19 protein-coding genes are annotated in these 24,737 nt (G+C 70.7%); 11 read left to right on the top strand and 8 right to left on the bottom strand.

Annotated features, from left to right (window positions below):
* Positions 1-35 precede the first annotated feature (35 nt).
* From ACXJY8_RS00880 to pdeM, 3 genes are read left to right on the top strand one after another with little or no spacing between them, the layout of a single operon-like run.
* Positions 36-998 (top strand): alpha/beta hydrolase, encoded by a 963-nt coding sequence (locus ACXJY8_RS00880; protein WP_463775080.1) that lies wholly within the window; start codon positions 36-38, stop codon positions 996-998.
* Positions 914-3,526: a ligase-associated DNA damage response DEXH box helicase gene (locus ACXJY8_RS00875; protein WP_463775078.1), complete on the top strand. Its 2,613-nt coding sequence runs from the start codon at positions 914-916 to the stop codon at positions 3,524-3,526. Before ACXJY8_RS00880 ends, ACXJY8_RS00875 begins: the two co-directional genes overlap by 85 nt.
* A 43-nt stretch (positions 3,527-3,569) precedes the next feature.
* Positions 3,570-4,283: a ligase-associated DNA damage response endonuclease PdeM gene (gene pdeM / locus ACXJY8_RS00870; RefSeq protein WP_463780251.1), complete on the top strand. Its 714-nt coding sequence runs from the start codon at positions 3,570-3,572 to the stop codon at positions 4,281-4,283.
* Between the two features lie 16 nt (positions 4,284-4,299).
* Here the strand turns inward: pdeM and ACXJY8_RS00865 are convergent, their stop codons facing one another.
* Entirely contained in the window at positions 4,300-4,737 is a 438-nt protein-coding gene (locus ACXJY8_RS00865; RefSeq protein ID WP_463775076.1) for a DUF3429 domain-containing protein, read from the bottom strand.
* A gap of 163 nt (positions 4,738-4,900) precedes the next feature.
* Positions 4,901-8,149, bottom strand: coding sequence for a hypothetical protein (locus tag ACXJY8_RS00860; RefSeq protein WP_463775073.1), 3,249 nt, complete (start codon positions 8,147-8,149; stop codon positions 4,901-4,903).
* Positions 8,150-8,431: 282 nt separating this feature from the next.
* On the opposite strand from ACXJY8_RS00860, the gene ACXJY8_RS00855 reads away from it, so the two are divergent.
* The 3 genes from ACXJY8_RS00855 to ACXJY8_RS00845 all read left to right on the top strand — a co-directional run bounded on the left by ACXJY8_RS00855 (position 8,432) and on the right by ACXJY8_RS00845 (position 12,186).
* Positions 8,432-10,219: an acyl-CoA dehydrogenase C-terminal domain-containing protein gene (locus ACXJY8_RS00855; protein ID WP_463775070.1), complete on the top strand. Its 1,788-nt coding sequence runs from the start codon at positions 8,432-8,434 to the stop codon at positions 10,217-10,219.
* Between the two features lie 162 nt (positions 10,220-10,381).
* Positions 10,382-11,590 (top strand): acetyl-CoA C-acetyltransferase, encoded by a 1,209-nt coding sequence (locus ACXJY8_RS00850; protein WP_463775066.1) that lies wholly within the window; start codon positions 10,382-10,384, stop codon positions 11,588-11,590.
* Between the two features lie 101 nt (positions 11,591-11,691).
* The gene (locus ACXJY8_RS00845; RefSeq protein ID WP_463775058.1) at positions 11,692-12,186 is read left to right on the top strand and encodes a DUF2059 domain-containing protein; all 495 of its coding nucleotides are present in this window, start codon (positions 11,692-11,694) and stop codon (positions 12,184-12,186) included.
* A gap of 30 nt (positions 12,187-12,216) precedes the next feature.
* On the opposite strand, the gene ACXJY8_RS00840 is transcribed toward ACXJY8_RS00845, so the two are convergent.
* Entirely contained in the window at positions 12,217-13,017 is an 801-nt protein-coding gene (locus ACXJY8_RS00840) for an EAL domain-containing protein (RefSeq protein ID WP_463775056.1), read from the bottom strand.
* Positions 13,018-13,136: 119 nt separating this feature from the next.
* On the opposite strand from ACXJY8_RS00840, the gene ACXJY8_RS00835 reads away from it, so the two are divergent.
* The gene (locus ACXJY8_RS00835) at positions 13,137-15,341 is read left to right on the top strand and encodes a 3-hydroxyacyl-CoA dehydrogenase NAD-binding domain-containing protein (RefSeq protein WP_463775053.1); all 2,205 of its coding nucleotides are present in this window, start codon (positions 13,137-13,139) and stop codon (positions 15,339-15,341) included.
* A gap of 61 nt (positions 15,342-15,402) precedes the next feature.
* Here ACXJY8_RS00835 and ACXJY8_RS00830 read toward each other — a convergent pair whose 3' ends face one another.
* Positions 15,403-16,278, bottom strand: coding sequence for a 3'-5' exonuclease (locus ACXJY8_RS00830; protein ID WP_463775049.1), 876 nt, complete (start codon positions 16,276-16,278; stop codon positions 15,403-15,405).
* Between the two features lie 70 nt (positions 16,279-16,348).
* Positions 16,349-18,811, bottom strand: a complete 2,463-nt coding sequence (gene ligA / locus ACXJY8_RS00825) for an NAD-dependent DNA ligase LigA (protein ID WP_463775046.1) — start codon at positions 18,809-18,811, stop codon at positions 16,349-16,351.
* A gap of 251 nt (positions 18,812-19,062) precedes the next feature.
* Here ligA and msrQ point away from each other — a divergent pair, with 251 nt between their 5' ends.
* From msrQ to ACXJY8_RS00805, 4 genes are all read left to right on the top strand, one after another.
* Positions 19,063-19,983, top strand: coding sequence for a protein-methionine-sulfoxide reductase heme-binding subunit MsrQ (gene msrQ, locus ACXJY8_RS00820; RefSeq protein ID WP_463775044.1), 921 nt, complete (start codon positions 19,063-19,065; stop codon positions 19,981-19,983).
* Between the two features lie 95 nt (positions 19,984-20,078).
* The gene (locus tag ACXJY8_RS00815; RefSeq protein WP_463775041.1) at positions 20,079-20,405 is read left to right on the top strand and encodes a hypothetical protein; all 327 of its coding nucleotides are present in this window, start codon (positions 20,079-20,081) and stop codon (positions 20,403-20,405) included.
* 86 nt (positions 20,406-20,491) lie between these two features.
* The gene (locus tag ACXJY8_RS00810; protein WP_463775038.1) at positions 20,492-21,046 is read left to right on the top strand and encodes a Uma2 family endonuclease; all 555 of its coding nucleotides are present in this window, start codon (positions 20,492-20,494) and stop codon (positions 21,044-21,046) included.
* Between the two features lie 86 nt (positions 21,047-21,132).
* On the top strand, positions 21,133-22,146 hold the full coding sequence (locus ACXJY8_RS00805) for an adenosine kinase (RefSeq protein ID WP_463775035.1): 1,014 nt from the start codon (positions 21,133-21,135) through the stop codon (positions 22,144-22,146).
* Between the two features lie 78 nt (positions 22,147-22,224).
* Here ACXJY8_RS00805 and ACXJY8_RS00800 read toward each other — a convergent pair whose 3' ends face one another.
* From ACXJY8_RS00800 to ubiG, 3 genes are all read right to left on the bottom strand, one after another.
* Positions 22,225-23,199, bottom strand: coding sequence for an NADPH:quinone oxidoreductase family protein (locus tag ACXJY8_RS00800; protein WP_463775031.1), 975 nt, complete (start codon positions 23,197-23,199; stop codon positions 22,225-22,227).
* A 72-nt stretch (positions 23,200-23,271) separates the two neighbouring features.
* Positions 23,272-23,832: a YbhB/YbcL family Raf kinase inhibitor-like protein gene (locus ACXJY8_RS00795; RefSeq protein ID WP_463775027.1), complete on the bottom strand. Its 561-nt coding sequence runs from the start codon at positions 23,830-23,832 to the stop codon at positions 23,272-23,274.
* 50 nt (positions 23,833-23,882) lie between these two features.
* On the bottom strand, positions 23,883-24,665 hold the full coding sequence (gene ubiG / locus ACXJY8_RS00790) for a bifunctional 2-polyprenyl-6-hydroxyphenol methylase/3-demethylubiquinol 3-O-methyltransferase UbiG (protein ID WP_463775023.1): 783 nt from the start codon (positions 24,663-24,665) through the stop codon (positions 23,883-23,885).
* Positions 24,666-24,737 lie beyond the last annotated feature (72 nt).

The following is a 24,737-nucleotide window of genomic DNA, read 5'->3' as shown; positions in this document are numbered from 1 at the left end:
CCGCAGACTGACCCCTTGATGAAACGAACCGTTCCATGATCGACCACGCCCTGTTCGATCCGGCGATGATCGATCCCGAGACGAAGCGCCTGAATGCGGAGATCGTGGCCGCCCATGCTGCGCAGGTCGATCCGTGGTCGATCCCGATCACCGACGTGCGCGCGCGCCGCCGCCAGGGCACGCAGGCCTCGCCGGCGATGCCGCGCAGCGCCCGAGCCGAGACCCTGACGATCGACGGACCCGGCGGTCCGCTGCAGCTGCGCGTCATCCGTCCGGATGCCCGCAAGTGGACGAAGCTGCGGGGCGCCTACCTGCACATCCATCGGGGCGGCTGGGTCTGGGGTTCGGCCGACGAACAGGACCCCTGGCTGGAGCGAATCGCCGACATCTGCGGCTTCGTCTGCCTGTCGGTCGAGTACCGCCTCGCGCCCGAGCACCCGTACCCGGCCGCCCTCGAGGATTGCGAGGCCGCCGCCCTCTGGCTTGCCGGCCCGGGCCGTGCCGAGTTCGGGATATCCGCCCTGACCATCGGTGGGGAATCGGCCGGTGCGCAGCTCGCCGTGATGGTGCTGCTGCGTTTGCGCGACAAGCACGGCCTGCCCCGCGCCTTCCGGGGCGCCAATCTCAATGCGGGCTTCTTCGATCTCGGCCTGACCCCGAGCGTGCGCAACTGGGGCGAGGAACGCCTCGTGGTGAACACGCAGGACCTCACCAACTTCGCCAACGTCTATGTCCGCGAGGGGATCGACCGGCGCCGCCCCGATGTCTCGCCGGTCTATGCCAACCTGAAAGGGCTGCCGCCCGCCCTGTTCACCGTGGGCACCCACGACCCGCTCCTCGACGATACGCTGTACATGTCGGCCCGCTGGGCGGCTGCGGGCAATGGCGGCCATACGGCGATCTATCCCGGCGGATGCCACATCTTCGTGCGCTATCCCGGTGCGATGTCCGAGCGCGCACTGGAGCTCATCGACCGTTTCCTGATGGCCCTGGCCTGAGCAAGCGCGCCGCCGCATCGCCGCTGCCGGAGCGCTTCGCCGCGTGGTTCTCCGCGCGCGGCTGGGCGCCCCGCCCCCACCAGCTCGAACTCCTCGACATCGTCGGGCAGGGCCGCTCGGCCCTGCTCGTGGCACCGACGGGGGCCGGCAAGACGCTGGCCGGCTTCCTGCCGAGCCTGACCGCCCTGGCGGCGCGGCCCGCCTCGACGAAGTCGCGGGGCCTGCACACGCTCTACGTCTCGCCCCTGAAGGCGCTCGCGGTCGACATCGCCCGCAACCTCGACGCCCCCATCGCCGAGATGGGCCTGACTGTGCGCGTCGAGACCCGCACCGGCGATACGCCCTCGCACAAGCGCACCCGCCAGATCGCGCGCCCACCCGATATCCTGCTGACCACCCCCGAGCAGCTCGCCCTCCTCATCGCCCACCGGGAGGCGGCGGACCTCTTCGCCAACCTCTCCTGCGTGGTGCTCGACGAGCTGCACGCGCTGGTGACCTCCAAACGCGGCGACCTCCTGTCCCTGGCGCTCGCCCGCCTGCACCGCCTCAGCCCGGGCCTCACCGCCATCGGTCTCTCCGCCACCGTGCGCGAACCGGACGAATTGCGGCGCTATCTTGTGCCGCAGCAGCCCGTTCCGGCTCCCTCCGCGGCGAAACCGGCGGTCGCCATGGCGGAGCTCGTCGTCGTCAAGGGCGGTGCCGCCCCCGACCTGCATATGCTGGATACCGGTCTCACCCTCCCGCTCGCCGGTCATACGGCCTGGCAGGCGATGCCGGCGATCTACGAGCTCATCGGGCAGCACCGGACCGTGCTGGTCTTCGTCAACACCCGTCTCCAGGCCGAGTACACCTTCCAGGAACTCTGGCGGATCAACGACGCGAACTATCCCATCGCGCTGCATCACGGCTCGCTCGACGCCACGCAGCGCCGCCGGGTCGAGGCCGCGATGGCGGCCGGGCAGTTGCGGGCGATCGTCTGCACCGCCACCCTCGACCTCGGCATCGACTGGGGCGACGTCGACCTCGTCATCAACATCGGCGCCCCGAAGGGGGCGAGCCGGATCATGCAGCGCATCGGGCGCGCCAACCACCGCATGGACGAGCCATCCAAGGCCTACCTCGTGCCGGCCAACCGCTTCGAGATGCTCGAATGCCAGGCCGCCCTCGACGCCGTTGAAGCCGCCGCCCAGGACACGCCCGACGCCCGCCTCGGCGCTCCCGACGTGCTCGCCCAGCACGTCCTCGGCATGGCCTGCGCCGACGCCTTCGATCCGGTGCAGCTCTACGAGGAGATCGTCTCGGCCGCGCCCTACGCGACCCTGTCCTGGGAGGATTTCGAGGCGGTGGTCGATTATGTCGCCACCGGCGGCTACGCACTGCGCGCCTACGAGCGCTTCGCCAAGATCCTGCGCGGGCCGGACGGCTTGTGGCGAGTGCGCGACGCCCGCATCGCGCAGCAGTACCGGATGAACGTCGGCACCATCGTGGAATCCGCCAAGGTGAAGGTTCGCCTCGCCCGCGGCGTGCGCGGCAAGCCCGGCGCGATCCTGCCCAAGGGCGGCCGGGTGCTGGGCGAGATCGAGGAGGATTTCGCCGACACCCTGACCCCGGGCGACACCTTCCTGTTCGCTGGCGAGGTCCTGCGCTTCGAGGGCCTGTCCGAGGACGAGGCGCTGGCGACCCGGGCCGGGCCCGGCACCGATCCGGCGATCCCCTCCTATGCCGGGGCGAAGTTTCCGATCTCGACCTTCCTCGCCGCGCGGGTGCGGGCCCTGATCGCCGATCCATTCGAGTGGGACCGGCTCCCGAAGCAGGTGGCCTCCTATCTCCTGCAGCAGCGCAGCCGCTCGCTCCTGCCCGGCGAGCGCGACCTGCTGGTCGAGACCTTCCCGCGCGCCGGGCGCTACTACATCACCGCCTTCCCCTTCGAGGGTCGGCTGGCCCACCAGACCCTCGGCATGCTGCTCACCCGGCGCCTGGAACGGGAACGGATGCGCCCGCTGGGCTTCGCCGCCAACGATTACGGGATCGCCATCTGGCTCAACCGGGATGTCGGCGAGCGCATCGGCCGGGAGCCGGACTTTCTCGAGATGCTATTCGCCGAGGATATGCTCGGCGACGATCTCGAAGCCTGGCTCGACGAATCCGCCATGATGAAGCGCACCTTCCGGCAATGCGCGGTCATCGCCGGCCTGATCGAGCGGCGCTATCCGGGCCAGGCCAAGACCGGGCGGCAGGTCACGATCTCCACCGATCTGGTCTACGACGTGCTGCGCAAGCACCAGCCCGACCACCTCCTCCTCAAGGCGGCACGCCAGGATGCGGCAACCGGACTCCTCGACGTGAAGCGCCTCGGTATGATGTTGAGGCGCATCCAGGGGCGAATCATCCACAAGGCGCTCGATCGCGTCTCGCCGCTCTCCGTCTCCGTCATGCTCGAGATCGGGCGCGAACGGGTCTACGGCGAGGGCGCAGACGAGATTCTGGCCGAAGCCGAGGCGCAGCTGCTCGAAGAAGCACTGGCCTGAGCGCGTGGTGAAACGCCCTGCCCCGAACGCAGAGGATGCGGTTTTGGCGCTCGGCCAGAGACTTGAGAAGACTACCCGGCCCCCCGGCCTGACGCTCGCGGGCGAAGCCCTCGCCCTCGATCTCTGCGGCGGCCTCTGGCTCGCGCAGCACCGTACCCTGATCGTGTCCGACCTCCATCTGGAAAAGGGTTCGGCCTTCGCGGCCCGGTCCGGCCAGTTCCTGCCGCCCTACGACACCCGCGAGACCCTGGCTTGCCTGCACGAGGTGATCGCCCGGCTCGATCCGGCCTGCGTCGTGGCGCTGGGCGATTCCTTCCATGACGCCCGCGGGCCCGACCGGATGGAGCCCGGCGACCGTGCCATGGTGGCCGCCCTGCAGGAGGGCCGCGACTGGGTCTGGATCGCCGGCAATCACGACCATGCGGTCAGCGAGGGCGTCGGCGGACGCTACGCCGAGACCCTGACGGTGGGCGGCCTGACCCTCCGGCACGAGCCGACCGTCGACGCTCCGGAGGGCGAGGTGGCCGGCCACCTCCATCCCTGCGGCAAGGTCGCGATGCGCGGTCGCGCGGTGCGGCGACGCTGCTTCGTCACCGACGGCCGCCGCCTGGTCATGCCGGCCTTCGGCGCCTATGCGGGCGGCCTCAATGTCCGCAATGCCGCCTTCGAACCGCTGTTCCCGGCCGGATTCACCGCGCATCTCCTCGGGGACGGACGCGTCTTCGCCATCGGCAAGGCGATGCTGAGCAAGGACTGAGACGACCGGCGCGGGGTCAGGCGGCGAGCAGCAGCGAGGCGCCCGCGACGCCGGACAGGGCGAGGCGCAGGCGACCGAGCCAGACCGGGACGAGGCCGCGGCGCGGCAGGTCCTGGTCGACGAGGCCCCAGGCGAGCACCAGGACCCCGAGAATACGCAGGTCCCAGGGCGCCGGGGCCGCCAGAGCCGCCCAGGCGATCAAAGAGGGCAGGATCGCGATGGCGTAGTCCGCTCCTCCCGAGTTGCGGGCGGCCGCCGCGCCCCAGCGGATGCCGCCGAGGAACGACGCGATCACGGCGCCGTAGGTCGAGAGGACGAGACGGGGGCTGAGGCCGATGGTGCCGAGGCCTCCATCGGTGCCGCTATAGGCGAGTAGGGCGAAGCCCAGGAACGGAATCAGCCCGGCGATACCCAGGATCAGGGCGACCGGGGGAACCGTCGTCACGCGCGCCATCGGCTCTCCGCTTGTCCGGGCCGCCCCGCGGAGACGGCCTGCCCTATGGAATGGGTCACCCGGTCAGTATGGTCCGGGCATCATCCCTTCCACAACGCCGGACCGCCGGGTTCGCCGCATTGCGGGATGGCGGCAGAAGCTCGCATCTCCGTGAGGCGCCCGCTCAGATCCGCCGCGCCGGCGGCACGCTGCCGGAAGGCGGCGGCGCGCCGAGGAGGCTCATGGTGTTCTCGGTCGGCAGCGGCGCCGGGATCTCGTTGGAGGCCGGCTCCGGCACCTTGGGCTTGAAGGCCGCCACCTGCGCCCGCGCGGCGCCCAGAGCCTTGGCGTCGAGCTTGGCCGCCACGTCGTCGCGCTTCTTCGCGGCATCCTCGTCGCCCTGCGCCGCGGCGGCGGAGAACCAGAGGAAGGACTGGGCCAGATCCTGCTGAACGCCCATGCCACGGGCATACAGCACCGCGAGGTTGTACTGGCTGTCGCGCAGGCCGAACTCGGCCGCGCGCTTGAACCAGAGCGAGGCGGTGGCGAAGTCGGGCTTGCCGCCGGCGGCCGGGTTCTCGGCGTGGATCACGGCGAGGTTGTGCATGGCACGGGCATTGCCGAGTTCGGCGGCGCGGCCGTACCAGAGCTTGGCCTGGTTCAGGTCGCGGGCGACGCCGACGCCCTTCTCGTATAGGCTGCCGAGCTTGTACTGCGCCGGTGCGAAACCGCTGGCCGCGATCTGCTCAAAGATCTTCACCGCGAGCGCCGGGTCGCGTCCCATCCCGCGACCCTCGGCAGCCCGCATGCCGAGGTCGTAGGCAGCCGCGCCGTCGCCGTCGAGGGCGGCCTGGCGCAGCTTGACCAGGGCCGGCGGCACCACGGCGAGGTCGGCGGAGAGGCCCGCCATCGTGGTCACGCGCGGCACCAGGGAGCGGGCGGCGGGTTCGGCGGCCTTGGCCGGCGCGCCCTCGGCAAGGCTCTGCGTCGTCTGCGGATCGGCGAGGGACGGGCCCGTGGATTTCCCATCCGGAGCTTTGGCCTCCGAAGATTTAGCCTCCGGCGACTTCGTAGCCGTCTCGGACGCAGGGCCGGCGTCGCGGTTCGCGGGCGCCGACAGGGCGGCCACCGGCTCGGCGGCGGGCTGCTCGGTGCCGGAGGTCCGGCGCGAGTTCAGGGCCTGCAGGGCACCGAGGAGCAGGACGACCGCCGCGAGGCCGAGGAGGAGCGGCTTGCGGCGCCGGTCGATTCCGCTGCGGAAGCGCCCGAAGCGGCCTTCGCGCTGCCCGGCCTCGGCCGCGTTGCGGGTGCCGTCCGCGTCGGTCGCGCCGGTCTGGCCCGCGGCCTCCGCCTGCGCGGCCTGGGCTGCGCGCCGGGCGGCGGCGATGAAGCTCGTCTTGATGTCGCTGTCGGCGGCGGCTGAGTCGCCCGTCTCGATGCGTGCGGCAGACCGCTCGCGGCCCGGTCGACCGGCCCCGGGCTCCAGCGGCAGGTCGGGGCCGGACACCTGGGCGCGCTCGGCCCGGACCGGATCAGGCCGGCGCGGCGGACCGGCGCCGGCCGGCTGCTCGGCACCCGGCTCCCTGGCCGTGTCTCGATTGGAAAGATCACGCGGCGCACGGGACGTCAGCGAGAGCGGAGCATCCGGATCGGCGGTGCCCATGCGGCCGACCAGCCGCTCCAGGGCGGAATAGACGCCGGTCAGCGTCGACTGCATCCGCTGCTCGGAGGCGACCTGATGCGCGCGCAGGTCCGCCAGGCTCGCCCGCAGGAGCGCGACTTCGCCGGTTTCGGAGGCCGCGCCCATGGTTTCGGCGACCGCGTTGCGGGCCGCGCGCTCCACGGCGGCCTCCATCGGCGCCTCGGCCCGCAGGGCCGAGACTTGATCGAGGAGGTCGGTCATGGTGCGCTCGAGGCCGGCCAGCGCCGGGTCGGCGTCGCGGGTGTCGATGCGCTCGGCCAGGGCCAGCACCTGCTGCTCCAGGGCGTCGAGGCCCTCGTCGCGCGGTCCTTCGCTCGTACCGATCCGGTCGAGCTTGACCGTTAGCTCGTGCAGCATGCCGTGGATGGAGGCGAGGTTCTCGTCCGGCTGCGCCGGCCGGCGCAGGGTCGCGCCGATATCCTCCAGGCGCCCGATCAGGTCGCCGACCGGATTGATGCTGACCCGGTCGACCTTCTCCGAGAGCGCATCGATCCGGTGCAGGATGATGTCCGAGTCCTGGTGGGCGGCCATCGGACCCGCCCCGCGCAGGGCGTCGAGCTTAGCGTCCATCTGCTGGATCTGCTCGCCGATGCCGGTCTCGGCGTTCGACCGCAGGCCGATGCGGATTTCCTCCAGCAGGGGGCGGAGCTCCGCCATGCTGGCGCCCTCGCCGCCCATGCCGGCCTGGAGCTGCGAGATCTGGTTGCTGATGGCCTGAAGCCCGGTGGCGAGGCTCTGGATCCGCTCCGGACCGGCGAGCGCGCCGATCAGGCGACGGACCTCGTCCAGCTCCCGGAACAGCCCGGCGGCGACGTCCTGCTCGGCGAGGCCGGAGGACGCGCCCTGGAACGTCCCGTTCATCTTGGTGGCGAGGCGCTCGACATCGGCCGCGATGCGGGCATGCACGTTCTCGGCGACGTCTTCCGCCAGGCGCTCCACCTGCGCCCGGATCGCCGCGATGGGAGCGGCGACGGCCGCGAGATCGGCGGGGACCTGCGCATTCTGGACACCGGTCGCGAGGGTCTGCATCGCCTTCTCGAGCGCGCCGACCTCGCGGCCGCTGGCGAGGCTGCCGATCGATTCGCGCAGGCGGGTCGTCTCGCTCTGAAATTCGGCGATCGCCGGGGCGTCGACGAGCGTCGTCGGCGCGGCGGCCGGCGCGGGGGCCGGGGGAGCGCCGGCCAGTTCCCGCTGGCGCTGGCGGATCTCGGTGACCGCGTCACGGACCTCGGTGACGGCCGGCCGGCCGCGACGGCCGAGGGGGCGCGGCGAAGCGAGCTGCTCGCCGATCTCGGTCATCCTGCGCTCGATCTCCGCGAGGCGCTGGGCCATCTCGGAGGCCGGCTCGGCCTTCGCGGCGATGGGGGCCGCCACCACGGGCGCCTCGGCACCGATGCGCTGGTCGATCCCGTCGAGGCGGCGCATCATCTCGGTGAGCGCGGCGTTCTTGCCGGTCGCGGCGGCGGGCGGGCCGCCGGGGGAAGTCGTGGCCCTGATCTCGACCGGCGCCGGCGCTGCGCCGGGCTGGGGCGTCTCGCTCTTCGCGGTCTCGGGCGCTTGCGGGCGCGGATTCTCGGGTGCGGCCGCGGTCCGGTCTCCGCGGGCAGCGGGGTCCACGATGGAGGCGATCCAGGTCTCGACCGGAATGCCGGCCCGGCGAGCTACGTCCCGCGCTGCCTCGAGAACGTCGGGGTCGAAGCCTTCGAGGTCGAGGGGCGCGTTGCGTGTCATCGTCAAACCTGACTCGGCGAAGTCCATGGCTCGATCCGCGAGCGCCCCCACCACCGAAACACGAGGGAGGGGTTAATGGCAGATCCGTCCTCCCCGACATTTGGTAGTCTTGGTAAACAGGCGGTTAAGGCGCGGTGGATTCGCGATACGCCCTCCATTCTCGCGGGTCTGCACGGGTCCCCCCTTTCGTCCGGCGCAGAATAGTTTATATATGAACCATCAGGTGCGCCGGCGGCTGTGAGGCCGTTCAGGAACGCTGCCGTTTCGGGGAGATGATGCGCGATGCCAAGCTACAAGGCACCGGTCGAGGACGTCCTGTTCCTGCTGAACGACGTGTTCGGGTTCCACCGCTACGACAACCTGCGCGGCTTCGCCGATGCGTCGCCCGACGTGATGGAGGCAGTCCTCAACGAGGGCGCCAAGCTCGCCGAGACGGTGCTCGCACCCCTCAACGCCATCGGCGACCGGGAGGGCTGTACGCGCCATGCCGACGGCAGCGTGACGACCCCGAAGGGCTTCAAGGCCGCCTACGACGCCTATGCGGGCGGCGGCTGGATGGGCCTGTCGATGCCAGAGGAATACGGTGGGCAGGCCCTGCCGCACACCCTCAACACCGCGATCCAGGAATTCGCCTCGGGGGCCAACCTGGCGCTGGGCATGTATCCCGGCCTGACCCAGGGCGCGATGGCCGCCCTCCTCGTGCACGGGTCCGAGGAGCAGAAGGCGCTCTACCTGCCGAAGATGGTGGAAGGCGCCTGGACCGGCACCATGAACCTCACGGAGCCGCATTGCGGCACCGATCTCGGCCTCCTCAAGACCAAGGCCGTGCCGAACGGCGACGGCTCCTACAGCCTCACCGGCACCAAGATTTTCATCTCGGCCGGCGAGCACGACCTGTCCGAGAACATCATCCACCTCGTGATCGCCCGCATCGAGGGCGCGCCGGCCGGCACCAAGGGCATATCCCTCTTCGTGGTGCCGAAATTCCTCGTGAACGCCGACGGATCTGTGGGCGAGCGCAATCCGGTGTCCTGCGGCTCGCTCGAGCACAAGATGGGCATCCACGGAAACTCGACCTGCGTCATGAACTATGACGGGGCCAAGGGCTGGCTCGTCGGCCAGGAGAATCGCGGCCTCAACGCGATGTTCGTGATGATGAACGAGGCCCGCCTCGCGGTCGGCGTCCAGGGCCTCGGACAGTCCGAGGTCGCCTATCAGAACGCCGTCGCCTACGCGAAGGACCGGCTCCAGGGTCGCTCGCTCACCGGTGCGAAGGCACCCGAGAAGGCCGCCGATCCGATCATCGTCCATCCGGACGTGCGCCGCACCCTGATGGGCATCCGGGCCTTCAACGAAGCTGCCCGCGCCCTCGTGCTCTGGACCGCGCTCCAGGCCGATATCGGCCACCGCTCCGACGACGAGAAGCAACGCCAGGCGGCCGAAGACCACATGGGCCTGATGACGCCCGTGGTGAAGGGCGTCCTCACCGACAAGGGCTTCGCCAACGCGGTCGAGGCCCAGCAGATGTTCGGCGGACACGGCTACATCGAAGAATGGGGTATGTCGCAGTTCGTGCGTGATGCCCGCATCGCCATGATCTACGAGGGCGCCAACGGCATCCAGGCCATGGACCTGATCGGCCGCAAGCTGCCCAAGGACGGCGGCCGGGCGATGATGAACTTCCTCGGCGAGGTGCAGACCTTCATCAAGGACCACGGCGAGGACGAGGCGATGACGCCCTACGTCGCCCCCCTCCAGGCCGGCCTCAACGACCTCCAGGGCGCCACGATGTGGTTGATGCAGAACGCCTTCACGAAGCCGGACAATGCCGGCGCCGGCGCCACCGACTACATGCATCTGCTCGGCCTCGTGGCGATGGGCTACATGTGGGCGCGCATCGCCAAGGCCGCCCTGGCCCGCCAGGCCGAGGCCGCCTCCGAGGCGATGGCCGTGAAGCTGGTGGTCGGACGCTTCTACATGGAGCGCCTGCTGCCCGAGACTGCGACCCGGCTGGTGAGGATCAAGGCCGGCGCCGACACGACGATGGCGCTCAGCGCCGAGGCTTTCTAAGAAGGCTCCCGACCCTCTCCCCTTTGCGGGAGAGGGTGGCCCGGCCGTGAGGCCGGGTCGGGAGAGGGGAGCGCCGTCTCCGGACGAGGCGCTCCCCTCTCCCGGCTCACTGACGTTCGCCACCCTCCCCCGCGGAGGGGGGAGGGAAACAAGGAAACGCGCATGCCCGAGGCCTTCATCTACGACCATGTCCGCACCCCGCGGGGCCGCGGCAAGCCCGACGGGTCCCTGCACGAGGTGACGGCCCTACGCCTCGCCGAGGTGGCCTTGCGTGCCCTCAAGGAGCGCAACGACCTCGACACGCGCCGCGTCGACGACGTGGTGCTCGGCTGCGTCGACCCGGTCGGCGAGGCCGGCGGCGACATCGCCCGCGCGGCGGCCCTGGTGGCCGATTACGGCACCCACGTTCCGGGCGTGCAGATCAACCGCTTCTGCGCGTCGGGCCTCGACGCGGTGAATTTCGCGGCCGCGCAGGTCATGGCCGGGCAGCACGACCTGACGGTGGGCGGCGGCGTGGAATCCATGAGCCGCGTGGGCTTGGGCGCCTCCGGCGGCGCCTGGCCGGTGGACCCGGCCATCGCGATCAAGTCGTATTTCATGCCCCAGGGCGTGTCGGCCGACCTCATCGCCTCGAAATACGGCTTCAGCCGCGACGATTGCGACGCCTACGCGGTCGAGTCGCAGAAGCGCTCCGCCGCCGCCTGGGCCGAAGGCCGCTTCGCCGACGCGGTCGTCCCGGTGCGCGACATCAACGGCATCACGCTGCTGGCCAACGACGAGCACATGCGACCCGCCACCGACATGCAGTCGCTGGGGCAGCTCAAGCCTTCCTTCGTCCAGATGGGCCAGATGGGCGGCTTCGACGCGGTGGCCATCGATGCGCATCCGGACGTCGAGACCGTCAACCACGTCCACCATGCGGGCAATTCGTCGGGCATCGTCGACGGCGCCGCCGCCGTGCTGATCGGCTCGGCCGAGGCCGGCAGCGCCGCGGGCCTCAAGCCCCGCGCCCGCATCCGCGCCTTCGCCAATATCGGCTCGGACCCGGCCCTGATGCTCACCGGCCCGGTGGATGTGACGAAGAAGGTGCTGGCGCGGGCCGGCATGAGCCTGTCCGACATCGACCTGTTCGAGGTGAACGAGGCCTTCGCCGCCGTCGTGCTGCGCTTCCAGCAGGCCTTCGACGTGGACCCGGCCCGGATCAATGTCTGCGGCGGTGCCATCGCCATGGGCCATCCCCTGGGCGCCACCGGCGCGATGATTCTCGGCACCGTGCTCGACGAATTGGAGCGCACCGGCAAGGAGCGTGCCCTGGTGACCCTCTGCATCGGCGCCGGCATGGGCACCGCCACCATCATCGAGCGGGTGTGAGGCTGAGTCGCCTCCCCTCAGGGGCCCAAGTGGGGTAGACGGCGGCGCCCGCCGCCGCCCGGCGACCGGCTCACGACAAAAACCTTCGAGGACACGCCACGATGACGCGCCTGCTCGCCACCCTCTGCCTGACCACGGCCCTCTGCCTGCCGATGGCCGCCCGCGCCGACGACGCCGCGGAGCGCATCGCGGTCGCCAAGGACCTCGTCCAGAAGACCACGATCAAGAACCTGGAGGTCGGCTTCACGGGCGCCCTCGAAAAGACCGTGGCGCCGATGAAGGAGGACAAGGCCGAGGCCGTGCGCAAGGAGATCCGCGCCGAGTTCGACAAGCAGCGCGAGACCATGCTCGACGGCCTGTCCAAGGCCTATGCCGAGAAGTTCAGCCTCGACGAGCTGAAGCACCTCTCCGAGATCTACGGCGACAAGACCTACCAGAAGTTCCAGGCCGTCAATGCCGATCCCGCCTCGACCGTGACCACGATCTCGCAGGCCTCGGTGACTAAGCTCCTTAACATGCTGGCGATCGCTTCGGCCGGCGACTCGGCGGCGAACGGCGTCCCGGGTGCTCCCGGCGCCCCGATGCCGGCACGCTGAGTCGGACCGGCGGCGACCCCGATGGCCGGCTCAAGCCACATGCGCGCGGGCATATCCGCCCGCCGGAGTGCCGGCCACCGGGAAGCCGCTGACCTGGGGCAATTCCTCGAGATGCGGCTTGGCGAAGTGGTAGCCCTGGAACAGGGTCGCGCCGAGGCTGCGCAGGGTAGCGAGCTCGGACGCCGTCTCGACGCCCTCCGCGATCACCGCGATATCCAGGGAGCGGGCGATGCCGATGATGCCCGCCACGATGATCTGACGACGCTGGTCGGTGTCGATGCCGCGCAGCAGGTCCATGTCGATCTTGATCAGGTCGGGCTGGAAGTTCGCCAGCAGGCTGAGTCCGGCGAAGCCCGCGCCGAAATCGTCGAGGGCGGTCAGGAAGCCCTGGCGGCGGTACTCGGCGACGATGCGCGAGACATGGGCGGTATCCCGGAATTTCTCGTTTTCGGTGAACTCGAACATGATCCGGTCATGGGCGAAGCCCGCCTTGCGGGCCGCCTCGAGGGACGAGCGGATGCAGGCCGCCGGCTCGTAGACGGCGTTCGGCATGAAGTTGATCGACAGGCGGGTCGCATCGTCGGCCGGGAACAGGCGGCCGGCGAGTTCGATCGCCTTCACCCGCGCCGCCTGGTCGAAGCGGTAGACGGTCTCGGGCGTCACGCGGTTGAGGATCGAGGCGGCGGATTCGCCGCTCGTCCCGCGCACCAGCGCCTCGTAGCCCCAGACCCGGTTCGCCGCGAGGTCGAGGATCGGCTGGAACGCCATGGTGAAGGTGAAGTCGAGTTCGGTTCCATCGCGGCAACCCGGGCATCCGGTCCGTGCGGTCATGGTCATGTCCTGTTGCAGCAATGTGCCCCCCGGCATGCCGTGATGCATTCGTAAGTTTTGAGATTGGCTTAAGCATGCCGGCCGAAGCCGCCCACCCGCCGCATATTCGAGGATCAGCGATGAATCTCACCAATTTCCGACTCGAGACTGACGCCGATGGGATCGCGCTGGCGACCTGGGACATGCCGGGTCGCTCCATGAACGTCTTCACCGATGCGGTGATGGACGAGCTGAGTCAGGTCGTCGACGCCGTGGTGGCGGATGCCGCGATCAAGGGCTGCGTCATCGTCTCGGGCAAGGACAACTTCTCGGGCGGCGCCGACCTGACGATGCTCCAGGGCCTCGGCCGGGCGTTCGAGAGCCTGAAGGCCGAGCGCGGCGAGGAGGAGGCGATGCGCCACTTCTTCGAGGAATCGCGCAAGCTCAGCCTCGTCTTCCGCAAGCTCGAGACCTGCGGCAAGCCCTTCGCGGCGGCAGTGAACGGCATCTGCCTCGGCGGCGCCTTCGAACTCGCCCTGTCCTGTCATTACCGGGTGCTCTCCGACGACCCGAAGACCCGCGTCGGCCTGCCCGAGATCAAGGTCGGCCTGTTCCCGGGCGGCGGCGGCACCCAGCGCGTCGCGCGCCTGATGCAGACGGGCGACGCGCTGCAGATGCTGTTCAAGGGCGAGCAGATCCGCCCGCTGATGGCCCGGAACATGGGCCTCGTCCAGGAGGTCACGGCCAAGGACGAGATCGTCGCCAAGGCGAAGGCCTGGATCGCCGCCGGCGGCTCGGCCGTGGCGCCCTGGGATCAGCCGAAGTTCAAGGCCCCCTCCGGTAAGGTCTACTCGCCGGCCGGCATGATGATCTGGCCGCCGGCCAACGCCATCTACCGGCGCGAGACGCACGACAACTACCCCGCCGCCAAAGCCATCCTGGCCTCCGTCTACGAGGGCCTGCAGCTGCCGATGGACCAGGCCCTGCGCGTCGAGAGCCGGTACTTCGCGCATATCCTGCGGACCAAGGAAGCGGCGGCGATGATCCGGACGCTGTTCCTCTCCATGGGCGAACTGAACAAGGGCGCGCGCCGACCGAAGGACGTCCCGGCCACCAAGGTCCAGCGGGTCGGCGTCATCGGCGCCGGCTTCATGGGTGCGGGCGTGGCCTACGTCACGGCCAATGCCGGCATGGAGGTCGTCCTCGTCGACCAGTCGATGGAGGCGGCGGAGAAGGGCAAGGCCTACGCCCACAAGCTCGTCACAGACCAGATCAACAAGGGCCGGGCCAAGACCGCCGACCGCGACGCCCTCCTCGCCCGCATCAGCGCCAGCGCCGACTACGCCGAACTCGCCACCTGCGACCTCGTCATCGAGGCAGTGTTCGAGGACCCGAAGGTGAAGGCCGAGGTCATCGCCAAGGTCGAGGCCGTGATCCGGCCGGAGACGATCTTCGCCTCGAACACCTCCACGCTTCCGATCACCGGCCTCGCGAAGACCTCGGCCCGGCCGGAACAGTTCGTGGGCATCCACTTTTTCTCGCCGGTGGAGAAGATGATGCTCGTCGAGATCATCAAGGGCGACCAGACCGGCGATGCGGCGCTGGCCACCGCCCTCGACTACGTCCGGGCGATCAAGAAGACCCCGATCGTCGTCAACGATGCGCGCGGGTTCTTCGCCAACCGCTGCGTCGGCGCCTACCTGCTCGAGGGGCACAAGATGCTCAACGAGGGCATCCCGGCGGCGATGATCGAGAATGCCGGCCGCCAGGCGGGCATGCCGGTCGGTCCGCTCTCCCTCACCGACGAGGTCGCCGTCGACCTCGCCCTGAAGATCGTGAAGGCGACCGAGGCGCAGCTTGGGGCCGACAGCATCGACCCCGCCCAGAAGACTCTACTGTCCACCCTCGTCGAGGGCGAGGGCCGACTCGGCCGCAAGAACAAGAAGGGCTTCTACGACTACCCCGAGGGCGCCCCGAAGCGCCTCTGGCCCGGCCTCGCCGGCCTTCAGGCGACGAAGGTCGATTCCGATGCGGTGGACTTCACGGAGTTGAAGCAGCGCCTCCTCGTGGTGCAGGCGCTCGAAGCGGCGCGCACCGTCGGCGAGGGCGTCGTGACCGATCCGCGCGAGGCCGATGTCGGCTCGATTCTCGGCTTCGGCTTCGCGCCCTTCACCGGCGGCGCCCTGTCCTACATCGACTTCATGGGCGCACAGGCGTTCGTGACGCTGGCGCAGGGGCTGGAAGCCAAGCACGGCCCGCGCTTCGCCGTGCCGCAGAACCTCCTCGACATGGCCGCCCGCGGCGGGACGTTCTACGGCGACGCGGCGGCGAGGAAGGCGGCGTAGTGCGCGGGTACCGCCCGGCTTTCATCGGGCGGTACCCGCACCGGTCGAGGCGGCGACCGCCTCACCCCAGCGACGCCGCCGTCATCCGGACGCGCAGCACTTCGACGTCGTCGTGGTTGTTCGACAGAAGGTCGGTGATGTCGCCCGCCAGCAGCGACTTCACGTGGCGGCACAGGGTGCCGTAGCGGCCGGCCATGCAGGTGCAGCGCAGGTTGGGGCCGTTGCTTCGGTCCTCCATGGTGACGGCGTAGCGGTTCCCGCTGCTGCCGCGCACCGCGAAATGCAGGCCGGGCGCCGGGGCGGGACCGGCACCAGCCGCTCTGCGGGCCCGCTGAGCCAGGGAGTCCGGCCGCTCCAGCGGGCGAGCCACCGCCTCGGCCCCGGCCGGGAGCGTCGTGACCGGCAGGTGGATCATCCGCGATAGGGCGCGAATGTCGGGCGCCCCGGTCTCGCGTGCGGCGGCGAGCGCGATCTCCGCACAGGCATAGGCGTCCTCGCCGGCATCGTGGTGCTCGAAGCGGATGCCGAGGCGCGCCGCCACCTTGCCGAGGCCGCATCCCTCCTCCGCCGGAAACACCCGCCGGGCGATCTGCAGCGTGCAGAGATAGGAGAACGCCGGCGGCCGGACCCCGTAGGCCGCCAGAGAGGCGCGCAGCACGCCCATGTCGAAGCCGGCGTTGTGGGCGAGGATCAACCCGGAAGCGAGGTCGGGCAGGAACTCCGCCATGACGGTGGGAAAGTCCGGCTGGTCACGCACGTCCGCCGGCAGGATGCCGTGAACGCGGATGTTGCCCGGCGAGAAGCGGAGCTCGGGCGGCCGGATCATCCGGGATTCCCGCCTGACCACCCGGCCATCGGCGATCCAGGCGAGCCCGACGGCACAGGCGCTGTCGCGCCGCTCGTTGGCGGTCTCGAAGTCGATGGCGATGACGGTCATGCGCGACCTGGGCGGTCCTGTGCCGGCCGGAGATGGCCGGGTGCGAGTCTAGGCGCCCCGGATTCACGGCTCAAGCGCCGGCGACGAGCGCCAGCCATGCCTCCTCGCTGATGACTTCGACGCCGTGCTTCTGGGCGTCCTTCAGCTTGGAGCCCGCGCCCGGTCCGGCCACGACGAGGTCGGTCTTGGCCGAGACGGAGCCGGAGACCTTGGCGCCGAGGCGCTCGGCGGTGGCCTTGGCCTCGGAGCGGGTCATCTGCTCCAGGCTGCCGGTGAACACCACCGTCTTGCCGGCGAAGGCCGTCGCGGAGGCCGGGGCCGCCATCGGCTCGGTCCCGACCTGATCGAGGAGGGCCCGGACCGCCGCGTCGTTGTGTGGCTCCGCGAAGAAGGCGATCAGCGAATCCGTCGCCACCGGTCCGATCTCGCCATCGTCGGCGAAATGCCGGTAGGCGTCGCCGGGCCGCTGCTCGGCCGCCCGCGCGAGGCCGGCCGCGACGGCGTCCTCGTCGCCGTAATGGCCGAGCAGGCTGGCGCGCTGCGGAGCGGACAGGCGGACGCGCCCCTGCTGCGGCTGGGTTTCCGTCTCCTCGCCGTCACCGGCCTCCGCCTCTGCGCCTGTGTGCGGATAGCCCACCTCCAGCAGGCGGTCGCGGGTGGTCGGGCCGATGCGGGGCAGCGCGGAGAGTTCGATCCAGTCCGGCCCGGCCTGATCGCGCGCCGCGGCGGCGACGCCCTTCATCAGGGCGGGCATGTCGGGGAAGCGCTTGGCCAGGGCCTTGGCGGTGGATTCACCGATCTCCGGGATGCCGAGGGCGAAGAGGAAGCGGTTCAGGGGCAGGCTGCGGCGGTCCTCCACCGAGGCGAGGAGGTTCTTGATCGCCTTGTCCTCCTCCTCGCCCTTCTTCTTGGCCGGCTTCTTCGGGGCAGGTGTGCCGTCGGCCCGGCGCTCGGCCGAGAGCGCCTCGCGGCGCGCCACGATCGCAGCCTTCAGAGGCTCGAATTCGAGGCGGAAGAGGTCGGCCGGCTGGCGCACCAAGCCGGCCTCGAACAGCACTTCGATATAGGTCTGGCCGAAGCCTTCGAGGTCGAAGCCGTTGCGCGAGACGAAGTGCTTCAGGCGCTCGACCCCCTGCGCCGGGCAGATCAGGCCTCCGGTGCAGCGGCGCACGGCATCGGGCTTGCCCGTGCGGGGGTTGATCTCGCGCACCGCCCGGCTGCCGCAGGCGGGGCAGTGGGTCGGGAAGGCATAGGGTTGCGAATCGGCGGGGCGCTTCTCTAGCACCACGTCCATCACCTTCGGGATCACGTCGCCGGCCCGCTGGACCACGACGGTGTCGCCGATGCGGATGTCGCGCCCGTCGCGGATCGGCTCGCCATCGGCCCCGACGCCCTGGACGTAGCCCTCGTTGTGCAGGGTGGCGTTCGACACCACCACGCCGCCCACCGTGACGGGACGGAGCTTGGCCAGCGGGTTCAGGGAGCCGGTGCGCCCGACATTGATCTCGATGTCCTCGACGACGGTGAGCGCCTTCTGGGCCGCGAACTTGTGGGCCAGCGCCCAGCGGGGCGAGCGCGAGACGAAGCCGAGGCGGCGCTGCAGGGTCAGGTCGTCGACCTTGTAGACGACGCCGTCGATGTCGTAGCCGAGGTCGGCGCGCTCGGCCTCGATGCTCCGGTAATGGGCGATCATCGCTTCCGCATCGGCGCAGAGCCGGGTGCGGTCGTTGACCGGCAGCCCCCATGCGGAGAAGCGGTCGAGCACGCCGTGCTGCGTCCCTTCGAAGGCCGGCACCACCTCGCCCCAGGCATAGGCGAAGAACTTGAGCGGCCGCGCGCGGGTAATCTCGGGGTCGAGCTGGCGCAGGGAACCGGCGGCCGCGTTGCGCGGATTGGCGAACAGAGCCTTTCCAGCCGCCTCCTGGCGGGCGTTGATGGCCGCGAAATCCGCGTGGCTGAGATAGACCTCGCCGCGCACCTCGCAGACCGGCGGAACCTCCGCCCCGGCGAGCCGCTGCGGGATATCGGAGACCGTGCGGGCATTGGCGGTGACGTCCTCGCCCACCTCGCCGTCGCCGCGGGTCGCCGCCGTGACGAGGCGTCCGTCCTCGTAGCGCAAGGCCAGGGAGAGGCCGTCGATCTTCGGCTCGGCGGTGAAGGCCAGGGGCTCGGCCTCGGGCCAATTCAGGAAGCGCCGGACCCGGGCCACGAACTCCGCCACTTCCTCGTCCGCGAAGGCGTTGCCCAGCGAAAGCATCGGCACGGCGTGGCGCACCTTGGCGAATTTCTCGGAGGGCTTGGCGCCCACCGAAGCGCTGGCGGCCCCCGTTCCGGCGAGATCCGAAAATCGCGCCTCGATCAGCTCCAGGCGCCGGCGCAGGGCGTCGTATTCCACATCCGTGATCTCGGGGGCATCCTCTTGGTGATAGAGGCGGTCCGCCTCGGCGATCCGTTCGGACAGGTCCGCATGCTCGGCCCGCGCCGTCTCGGCGGTCATCGTCTCGAGGCTGTCGACGGCGGTCTCTGCGGGCATGGGGACGCTTCGTGATCGGGGGCGGGCGCGACGGCGGCTTATAGCAACCGACAACCGTCGCGGTACCGGCCGAGGTTCCGCCGGGACAGCGGCTCTGCACAGGCCTGTAACCCGTGGGCCGCTCGCGCGAAAACACATGGACACCGGGGCACGGCGATGGTCCCGCGAGACCGGCTGCGACCCCGCGCCGCCTCACGGATTCTCACCGGCCCCTATCTTTCGACACGGACGCCCAACGCTCCCGGATCGCCATGCCAGCCCTGCCCGCCTTCTCAGCACCCTGGCGCGACCGCGCCGGACGCGTCTCCGGCCTGAAGCTCGCGACCTTCCTGTTCGCCCTGGCACCAGGCCTGTGGCTCGCCGGGGCCTACGCGGCCGATGCGCTCGGAGCGAAGCCGATCACCGCGCTCCTGCACGGCACCGGCGAATGGGCGGTGCGGTTCCTGATGCTCTCCCTCGCCGTGACGCCCCTGCGCCGGATCGCCCACGCGCCGAAGCTCATCCTCGTGCGCCGCATGCTCGGCCTCACCGTGCTGGCCTACGGGCTGATCCACCTCATGCTCTACGTCGTCGACCAGAACTTCGTGCTGACCAAGGTGGTCAGCGAGATCGTGTCGCGGATCTACCTCACCATCGGCTTCGTGGCGCTGCTCGGCCTCGTGGTGCTCGGCGTCACCTCCACGGACGGGATGATCCGGCGCCTCGGCAAGGCCTGGCCGCGCCTGCACAAGACCGTCTACCTCATCGCGATCCTGGGCCTGATCCACTACTACCTGCAGGCCAAGATCGACGTGTCCGACCCGGTATTCTGGACCGGCGCCTTCCTGCTGCTGATGGGCCACCGCGCGATGCAGCGCCTCGGGTGGCCGACCAACCCGATCACCCTGCTGGGGCTCGCGGTCGCGGCCGCCCTCCTGACCGCGCTGCTCGAAGCGGCCTGGTACGGCGTCGCGAGCGGCATCCCGGCGAGCCTCGTCCTGTCGGCCAACCTCGACGTGCCGGAGACCATCCGGCCGGCCTGGTGGGTCCTGGCCCTCGGCCTCGCCGTCCCGGTGCTGAACGCCGTCCGGGCGCGGATGGACAAGAGCGGGCGCGGCAAGCCAAAAGCCGCGCCGGCCCCGCGCCCCGCCCAGGCTCCGGCACCCGCGCGGGAGGCCGTGGCCGCCCGCTGAGGGCTGGCGGGCGCAATTGCCCTGGGTCAGCGGACTTGCCCCGGGTCGGCGGCACGCGCATTTAGCGCCTGTCGCCACGGAGGGGGAAAGCCCGCATGCGGATACGGATCTTGCGGGCTGCGGCCCTCGGCCTCGGCGCCCTCATGTCGGGGAACGCGGCCCGCGCCGCCTGCACGCTGCCGGAGCCGCCCCCGGCGACAGCCCGTCCGACCAAGCCACCGCTCCCGGCCAAGCCCGCCTGCCTCGACGCCAAGGGCGGCTGCCCGGGCTGGGAAGCCTACAGCTACAACGACGCGATCAAGGCCTACAACGAGAAGGCCGCCGCGTTCCGCCCCCTGGCCGAGGCCTACGTCAAGGCGCTGAACGCCTACGTGAAGGCGAGCAGCGACTACGCGCAGTGCGAGGTGAAGACGCTGCAGTAGGGACGCGCGGCGCCTTCGGCGAACGACAGCCGCGTGCTAGGCTCGGCGACGCACTTGGCCAGCGAGGCCGGGCGGGGTCCCCGTCGATGAGCAGTCAGCCGAAATCCCGCATGAGCGTCGAGGAGTTCCTGGCCTGGGCCGAGCACCAGCCGGATCGGTTCGAGCTGTTCGACGGAGAGGTTTTCGCGATGGCGCCGCAGCGCGTGCGTCACGCGGAGTCGAAATTCGCCGTGCAGGTGGCCCTTCGGGCCGGCATCCGAGAGGCCGGACTGCCCTGCCACATGCTGCCGGACGGCGTCACGGTCCGGATCGACGACGCCACGAGCTTCGAGCCGGACGCCCTGGTCTATTGCGGTCCGCGCCTCGGTGCCGATGCCATCGTGGCGACCGCACCCGTCATCGTGGTCGAGGTGCTGTCGCCGAGCACCGGGCGGATTGATACGGGCCAGAAGCTCGTCGGATACTTCCGCGTCCCGAGCCTGATGCACTACCTCATCGTCGATCCGGTCAAGCGCATGATGATCCACCACAAGCGCGGCGCCGACGGACTGATCGAGACCCGGATCACGGCGGCCGGAACCGTCGACCTGACGCCACCGGGCTTCGGGTTGGACGTCACCGCCTGCCTGGCGGAGCCCTGAGGTCGTCGGCCGTCGCTTGACCCCCGCCGGGGGCGGTGCCACAGCCCGGCGCAGTTTTCCCCTCGATCGCCAGACTGGACGGCCCGATGCCCGAATCCCTCGACCTCCTCGTTCTCGGCAACGCCATCGTCGACCTCATCGCCCGCACCGAGGAAGACTTCCTGGCCGCGCAGGGCGTGCCCAAGGGGGCGATGCAGCTGATCGACGAGGCGCGGGCCGAGTCGCTCTTCGCCGCCATGGGTCCGGCCACCATCGTGTCGGGCGGCTCGGGCGCCAACACGGCCGTGGGCGCGGCGATGCTGGGAGCCAGAACCGGCTTCGTCGGCAAGGTCCGCGACGACGAGCTGGGCGGCCTCTTCGCCCACGACCTCAAGGCCACGGGCGTCCGCTTCCCCGTCGCCGCCGCCCATGACGGCCCCGCCACCGCCCGCTGCTTCATCCTGGTCACGCCCGATGGCGAGCGCACCATGAACACCTATCTCGGCGCCTGCCAGGGCCTGTCCCCGGCCGATGTCGACGAGGCGACCGTGGCCGCCGCCCGCGTTGTCTATCTTGAGGGCTATCTCTGGGACCCGCCGGCCGCCAAGGACGCCTTCCGCAAGGCCGTGACCATCGCCCACAACGCCGGCAACGCCGCGGCGCTGACCCTGTCCGACGCGTTCTGCGTCGGGCGCTACCGCGAGGAGTTCCTCGGCCTGATCCGCGACGGCAGCATCGACATCCTGTTTGCGAATATCGGCGAGCTGCAGAGCCTCTACGAGACCGACGACGCCGAGACCGCCATCAAGGCCCTGCGCGACGAGAGCGCGGCCCGCGGCAAGGACCTCCTCGGCCTCGTCACCCGCTCGGCCGACGGCGCCCTCGTGATCCAGGGCGGCGCGGTCCAGGCCGTACCCGCCTCGCCGGTGCACGAACTCGTCGACACCACGGGGGCGGGCGACCTGTTTGCGGCTGGCTTCCTGGCCGGACATGCCCGCGGTCTCGATCACGGTGCCAGCGCCCGCCTCGGGGCGCTGGCCGCCGCCGAGGTGATCCAGCATATCGGCGCCCGTCCGCAGCATGACCTCGTCGCCCTCGCCAAGGCGCAGGGCCTGCTCTGAGGCCGTCGCCCCGAGCGGGGGCGGTCCGAAGCGGCGGATCCCGGGTACGCCCGGACTCCTTCCCGGGCGGGCCGGCGCTCACAGCCGCAGCAGCACCTTGCCGACGGCCTCGCGCCGCTTGAGAATGCCGAGCGCCGCGGCGAAGTCGGCGAGCGGATAGACACCGTGCACCTTCGCGGTGAGGCGCCCCTCCGCCACCCAGGCGAGCAACTGCTCCTGGTTGGCCCGGTGCGCCTCGGGCTCGCGCTCCACGAACACGCCCCAGTGCACGCCCTGGATGTCGATTCCCTTGAGGAGCGCCAGGTTAAGCGGAATCTTAGGGATCTCGCCGGCCGCGAAACCGATGACGAGGTAGCGGCCCTTCCAGCCGAGGGACCGCAACGCCGGCTCGGCATAGTCGCCGCCGATCGGATCGTAGATCACGTCGACGCCCTGCCCTTCGGTGAGCGTGCGCAGGGCCTCACGCAGGCTCTCGGCGGCATAGTCCACCGTGAGCGTGGCGCCGTGGGCCTGCGCGCTCGCCAGCTTCTCGGGCGAGGAGGCGCAGGCGATGACGCGGGCGCCCATGATCGCCCCGAGTTCGACCGCCGCGAGGCCGACGCCGCCGGACGCACCGAGCACCGCCAAGGTCTCGCCGGGCTGGAGCCGGGCGCGGTCGCGCAGGGCGTGGAGCGAGGTGCCGTAGGTGATGGTCAGCCCGGCAGCCTGCTCGTCCGAGACGCCATCCGGCACGGGCGTGAGGTGCCGGGTTGCGACCGCGATCCGCTCGCGGCAGGTGCCGAACTTCTGGTGCACGATGACGCGGTCGCCGACCGAAAAGCCCTCCGCCCCGTCGCCGAGGGCCTCGATCACGCCGCAGGCCTCGCCGCCGGGCGAGAACGGCAGGTCGGGCTTCACCTGATAGCGCCCGGCGATGATCAGGGTGTCGAAGAAGTTGAGCGCCGCGAGCGTGATGCGGACCAGCGCTTCGCCCGGACCCGCCACCGGATCGGGCAGATCCGCGAGCTCCAGATCCTCCGGTCCCCCGAGCCGGGTGCACAGCAGCGCCTTCATGCCCAAACCTCCGCCTGAACTTCGTTCTGGGCGCTTGCACCGGCGCGGGCGCCCGCGCAAGCGCCGGATCGATCAGGGGCGTTCGTAGGTTCCGGCGAGGCAGCCCTTGGCGAGGACGCGTCCCGTCATCGCCTCCAGCAGCGCCCCCCGGCCGGGATGCTCGGGCAGGTCCAGGGCGCGGTCGAGGGCATAGGCCTGGAACAGGTAGGTATGCGGTCCGTGCCCGGTGGGCGGGTCGGGCGGCAGCCAGCCCGGCTTGAGGAAGCTGTTCTGGCCCAGGTCGAGTCCCGATTCGGGCTGGCTCGCCGCGCCCTCGGCCAGCGGCGCGCCGGGGTCGAGGTTCCAGGCGATCAGGTGGACAAGGGGGCTGGGCGTCGGGCTGCCGGCATCCTCGCAGAGCAGGACGACCCGTGCCGTGCCGGGGGGCAGGCCGGTCCAGGCCAGGGGCGGCGACGTACCGCCCCCGTCGGCCGTGAAGCGCGCCGACACGGGGTTGCCGTCCGCAAAGGCGAGACTGGTGAGCGCGAGGCCCTCGGGCACGTCGGCGAAGGTGGCCCGATAGGCGGTCTTCTCCAGCCCGGCCTTCAGACCGGACAGGGCGGCGCCCACGGCGTGCGGAATCTTTTCGAGCAAGGTTGGTCTCCCACGAGATATGCCGACCAACCGCGGACGCCCCCGAAGGTTCAGGCCGGAGGCGCGGCTCCTGCCCGGTGCCCGGCTCCGGCTGGGCGCTGCGCCGTGATCATGTAGTTCACCGCCGTATCCCGGCTTGCCCGCCAGGACCCGTCCAGGGGATTGAGCACCACCCCGGTCGTGTCGGTGACGGTCAGGCCGCCGGCGCTCACCGCGCGGGCGAGTTCGTCGGGGCGGACGAACTTCTCCCAGTCGTGCGTGCCCCTGGGCAGCCAGCCGAGCACGTACTCGGCGCCGACGATCGCCAGCGCGAAGGAGCGCAGCGTCCGGTTGAGGGTGGCGACGAACAGCAGGCCGCCGGGCTTCACCGCCCGGGCCGCCTGCGCCACGAAGGCGGGCATGTCGACCACGTGCTCCACGACTTCCATCGCGAGCACGATGTCGAAGCGCTCACCCCCGGCCACCACGTCCTCGACGGTGCGGGCCCGGTAATCCACCGGCACGCCCTCGGCATCGGCATGGGCCTGCGCGACCTTGATGTTCGTCGGCGCCGGATCGAGCCCGGTCACCCGGGCGCCCAGGCGGGCCAGGGGCTCGGACAGGACGCCGCCGCCGCAGCCGATATCCACGAGGGTCAGGCCGTCCAGGGCAAACGGCGCCCGCGGGTCGCGCCCGAAATGCCGACAGGCCGTGTCGCGGATATAGGCGAGGCGGACGGGGTTGAAGCGGTGCAGCACCCGCATCGGGCCGGCCTCGTCCCACCACGTCGCCGCGATGGCCTCGAAGCGGGCGACCTCGTCGCGGTCGATGGAGGCGCCTGTGGGTCCGGTCATCGTCTCGGCATGTCTCGTGCGAAGTGGCGCGCGCCATTGTTGACACGCCCGGGCGGCCCTTGTACCCGCCGA

This window comes from Methylobacterium sp. TK31 (assembly GCF_055361545.1).
Note: the sequence above shows the minus strand (reverse complement) of the source record. Positions and strands in the feature narration are given on the sequence as shown.

Excerpts from the sequence above, each read along its gene's own strand:
- ACXJY8_RS00835 (WP_463775053.1), top strand. The coding sequence starts at position 13,137 with ATGAATCTCACCAATTTCCGACTCGAGACTGACGCCGATGGGATCGCG.
- ACXJY8_RS00880 (WP_463775080.1), top strand. The coding sequence starts at position 36 with ATGATCGACCACGCCCTGTTCGATCCGGCGATGATCGATCCCGAGACG.
- ligA (WP_463775046.1), bottom strand. The coding sequence starts at position 18,811 with ATGCCCGCAGAGACCGCCGTCGACAGCCTCGAGACGATGACCGCCGAG.
- ACXJY8_RS00805 (WP_463775035.1), top strand. The coding sequence starts at position 21,133 with ATGCCCGAATCCCTCGACCTCCTCGTTCTCGGCAACGCCATCGTCGAC.
- ACXJY8_RS00800 (WP_463775031.1), bottom strand. The coding sequence starts at position 23,199 with ATGAAGGCGCTGCTGTGCACCCGGCTCGGGGGACCGGAGGATCTGGAG.
- ubiG (WP_463775023.1), bottom strand. The coding sequence starts at position 24,665 with ATGACCGGACCCACAGGCGCCTCCATCGACCGCGACGAGGTCGCCCGC.
- ACXJY8_RS00875 (WP_463775078.1), top strand. The coding sequence starts at position 914 with ATGCCACATCTTCGTGCGCTATCCCGGTGCGATGTCCGAGCGCGCACT.
- ACXJY8_RS00840 (WP_463775056.1), bottom strand. The coding sequence starts at position 13,017 with ATGACCGCACGGACCGGATGCCCGGGTTGCCGCGATGGAACCGAACTC.
- ACXJY8_RS00810 (WP_463775038.1), top strand. The coding sequence starts at position 20,492 with ATGAGCAGTCAGCCGAAATCCCGCATGAGCGTCGAGGAGTTCCTGGCC.
- ACXJY8_RS00860 (WP_463775073.1), bottom strand. The coding sequence starts at position 8,149 with ATGACACGCAACGCGCCCCTCGACCTCGAAGGCTTCGACCCCGACGTT.
- ACXJY8_RS00865 (WP_463775076.1), bottom strand. The coding sequence starts at position 4,737 with ATGGCGCGCGTGACGACGGTTCCCCCGGTCGCCCTGATCCTGGGTATC.
- ACXJY8_RS00850 (WP_463775066.1), top strand. The coding sequence starts at position 10,382 with ATGCCCGAGGCCTTCATCTACGACCATGTCCGCACCCCGCGGGGCCGC.
- ACXJY8_RS00830 (WP_463775049.1), bottom strand. The coding sequence starts at position 16,278 with ATGACCGTCATCGCCATCGACTTCGAGACCGCCAACGAGCGGCGCGAC.
- msrQ (WP_463775044.1), top strand. The coding sequence starts at position 19,063 with ATGCCAGCCCTGCCCGCCTTCTCAGCACCCTGGCGCGACCGCGCCGGA.
- ACXJY8_RS00855 (WP_463775070.1), top strand. The coding sequence starts at position 8,432 with ATGCCAAGCTACAAGGCACCGGTCGAGGACGTCCTGTTCCTGCTGAAC.
- ACXJY8_RS00845 (WP_463775058.1), top strand. The coding sequence starts at position 11,692 with ATGACGCGCCTGCTCGCCACCCTCTGCCTGACCACGGCCCTCTGCCTG.
- ACXJY8_RS00815 (WP_463775041.1), top strand. The coding sequence starts at position 20,079 with ATGCGGATACGGATCTTGCGGGCTGCGGCCCTCGGCCTCGGCGCCCTC.